General features: G+C 44.1%; 2 protein-coding genes. Both read left to right on the plus strand.

The features are described from left to right. Nucleotides 1-168: 168 nt before the first annotated feature. Complete coding sequence (locus ACZW67_RS14165) at nt 169-1,449, plus strand: FHA domain-containing protein (protein ID WP_465183786.1); 1,281 nt, start codon at nt 169-171, stop codon at nt 1,447-1,449. A 279-nt stretch (nt 1,450-1,728) separates the two neighbouring features. Continuing rightward, nucleotides 1,729-3,225, plus strand: a complete 1,497-nt coding sequence (trpE, locus tag ACZW67_RS14170) for an anthranilate synthase component I (RefSeq protein ID WP_465183787.1) — start codon at nt 1,729-1,731, stop codon at nt 3,223-3,225. Nucleotides 3,226-3,328 lie beyond the last annotated feature (103 nt).

A 3,328-nucleotide genomic window follows, 5' to 3' on the forward strand; every position in this document is an offset into this window, starting at 1 on the left:
TTTAACCTAGAATGACTAGGCGTCAAAAATTTCACTGCATATTGCCTAAAAAATAGTGACTGCCAGCACCACATTTGAATGTTCAACAGACCCTAGAATCGCTTTAAACATTGGCAATAATTTAGCTAAAATCATTTGAAATTTAATAGAAAAATAAGGAATAGCATCATGACAAACAATATAGACAGCGGAAACCCGACACCATCAGCGAGCACTTGGCAGCTTAATGCATTAACAGAAGCGCTTGGAGAACTGACCCTGACGGTCGATGACAGCCTATCTATTGGACGTGGCAGTGATAATGATGTGGTACTCGGCAGCAAGCAAGTATCGCGCAATCATGCCGTGCTCAGCGTATTAGATGGTCAGTTATATGTAAAAGACTTGGACTCATCGAACGGTACGTTTATCAATGAGCAGCGTATCGAAGGCAACCAGTCAAGCCTATTGCAAGTAGATGACACGATTGGCTTTGCCAGCTTTAGCTTTTTGGTGAATGCGCCTGTGGCTGCTGTAGAAGAGGTTGAGTCGTTAGCACCTGTAGCGGCAAAGGATACAGCGGATAGCATGAATACTGCTGATGACAGTAATACTGAAGCTGCTGTTACTGAGACTACTGTCAAAGCAGATGAGTTCGAAGAGTACATCATCGAACATCCAACCATCGATGAACCTGTAGTGAAAGAAACAGGTATTGAAGATATGCTGCCTGCTACAGACGAAAGTGTTGAGACAGTAGCTGTAGATACAGCGTCAGAGGCAGTAGTAGAATCAATAAGCGACGTTTCTGATACTAGCGTGCCTACAGAGAATGCCATCGAAACAGTTGAATCAGCCCCACAAGAGCCAATTGTCAAAGAAACAGGTATCGAGGAAGTCTTGTTTGCCGCAGAAAGTGTAGAGTCTGCACCAGTAGAGGATACTCCAGAGCTTGTAGTAGCAGAAGAAACACTAGAAGAGCCAGTGGTCGCAGAAGAACCCGTGATGGCAGAAGAAGTGGCTGAGCAGCAAGAAGTAGTAGCGACAGAGCCTGAATCGTCAGTAGTGGACGAGAGTGAGCCATTAGTAGAGCAGTCGGCTGTACATGAAGAAGCTGTGCACGAAGAAGTGATACGCGAAGAAGAAGCAGATGAAGACGTATTGAATGAAGATCCAGTAGTGGAACCAGAGCATGATAAAACGACGACGACTGAGCTGCAAGAAGAAGCTGATCCTGATGTCTTACGTGCGAAGCAAGCAGCCACTGCACAGTTCTCAGGTACAGCCAATCTAGGCCAGTCTCGTGATCTTGGTACCGAAGGCAACAACGCGGCAAATCAGGCAGTCAATAACCCAGCCAATGCAGGACACATAGAGAAAAAACCAAGCGGTGGTTGGTTTATATGGGTATTTGTTGCCATTCTTATCGTTGGATTGGCGCTTTGGTTGTTTAATAAGGGCGTCGTATAGCCAACAGTCGCTTATGTACTAGCCAGATGGTTTATATCTGTCAGCGTTAAGATGCAAAAGCGAGTTTCTATAGCGTCAGCATTCAGTAGAGTGTTGACGCTATATTTTATCTATAGCCTATCCTCTATAAAGTGGATACGGTGTCAGTCTCGCTTAGTCTACTACTTGTAATACTTTTACTCGCCTTCCTTGTATTCAAATTACATTAAACCGACTATACCTTTTTATTGTTTCAATTCTTTTTATCTTTTGCCAATATGTTGCTAAGAGAGCCTTACTATGATGACCTTTGAAGAATATAAGTCTTTTAAAGACCGTGGCTTTAGTCATGCACCACTGGTAAAGAAACGCCTAATGGATTCGCAAACGCCAGTATCTGTGTTTTCTAAAGTACGCGATCTGAATGGTTCGGCGTATTTATTTGAGTCAGTTGTAGGCGGCGAGCGCTGGGCACGATATTCGATGATTGGCTTGGGTAGTGATCTGATTTTGCAATATACAGATGGAAATATGACGGTCAAAAGAAACGATCAGACTGATGTAAATGCAGTAGATGATCCATTTGATTATATTCGTCAGCTGATGGCTCAATACAATATGCCCACAGCAGCCGATATCGCTATGCTACCGAGCTTTAGCGGTGGTCTGGTAGGTTACTTTGGCTATGACATGGTACGCGTCATTGAGCCAAGCGTGGGCTTGTCTGATGCACCTAATCCGATGTCGATGCCAGACATGTGGTTGATGCTTTCGATGAGCGTGATAGTTTTTGATAGTTTAGAAAACACGTTATCTATCATCGTCTATGCTGACTGCAATAGTGAAGAAGGCTACAGTAATGCTATCCGTGAATTAGAAAAAATTGAAGAGAAGTTAGCAGAGATGCCAAACTTAAGCGCGCCAGTAATGCCGACACCGACGTTTACCTCACAAACAGGTGCAAAGAAGTACTGTAGCGACGTGAATAAGATTAAAGACTACATCTTAGCAGGTGATGTCATGCAGGTCGTTCCTGCGCAGCGTTTGACAGCTGATTATACTGGCGACTCACTGGCTGTCTATCGTGCTCTACGGTTTTTAAATCCATCACCTTATCTGTTCTTGGTGCATGGTTATACGCTCGACGATCACAAACGCTTTAACATCATTGGTGCCTCGCCTGAGATATTATCGCGTATCGAAGATGGCAAAGTAACAGTGCGACCATTGGCGGGCACTCGTAAACGCGGACAGAACCAAGCAGAAGATGAAGCACTTGAGCAAGAACTGCTTAATGACAAAAAAGAAATCGCTGAGCACCTGATGCTTATTGATTTGGGTCGCAATGATATTGGCCGCGTCTGCGAGTATGGTAGTGTCAAGGTAACCGAAAAGATGTTTGTAGAGCGCTATTCACAAGTGATGCATATTGCTTCTAACGTTGAGGGAACGATATTGCCTGATAAAGACGCACTGGATGTCTTTTGTGCGACGTTCCCAGCGGGCACCTTGACAGGGGCGCCCAAAATCCGCGCCATGCAAATTATCGATGAGATAGAGCCAGTACGTCGAACGGTCTTTGGTGGTGCAGTAGGGTATTTGGGCTGGCATGGCAACATGGATACCGCTATTGCTATCCGTACGGCTGTCATGCGCCGTGGCAAAATTCATATCCAAGCAGGTGCGGGTGTCGTCGCTGACTCTATTCCAGAAGCTGGATGGGATGAAACCAATAAAAAAGCACTCGCATTGTTAAAAGCAGTAAAAATGGCCTGTAATGGTTTGCACATTCGCTAGTTAAATAGCCATCTGTATGGCAAAAATAAGTGCTATGAGTAAAAAGCCAATTTAATGCTATATTTTTATTTGTAAAAATGCTAATTTAATCAATAGCTTAAGT

It is taken from the genome of Psychrobacter sp. TPE 89C (assembly GCF_055522395.1).

What these genes read in the sequence shown, in the direction of transcription:
- ACZW67_RS14165 (WP_465183786.1), top strand. Translation starts at nt 169, where the DNA reads ATGACAAACAATATAGACAGCGGAAACCCGACACCATCAGCGAGCACT.
- trpE (WP_465183787.1), top strand. Translation starts at nt 1,729, where the DNA reads ATGATGACCTTTGAAGAATATAAGTCTTTTAAAGACCGTGGCTTTAGT.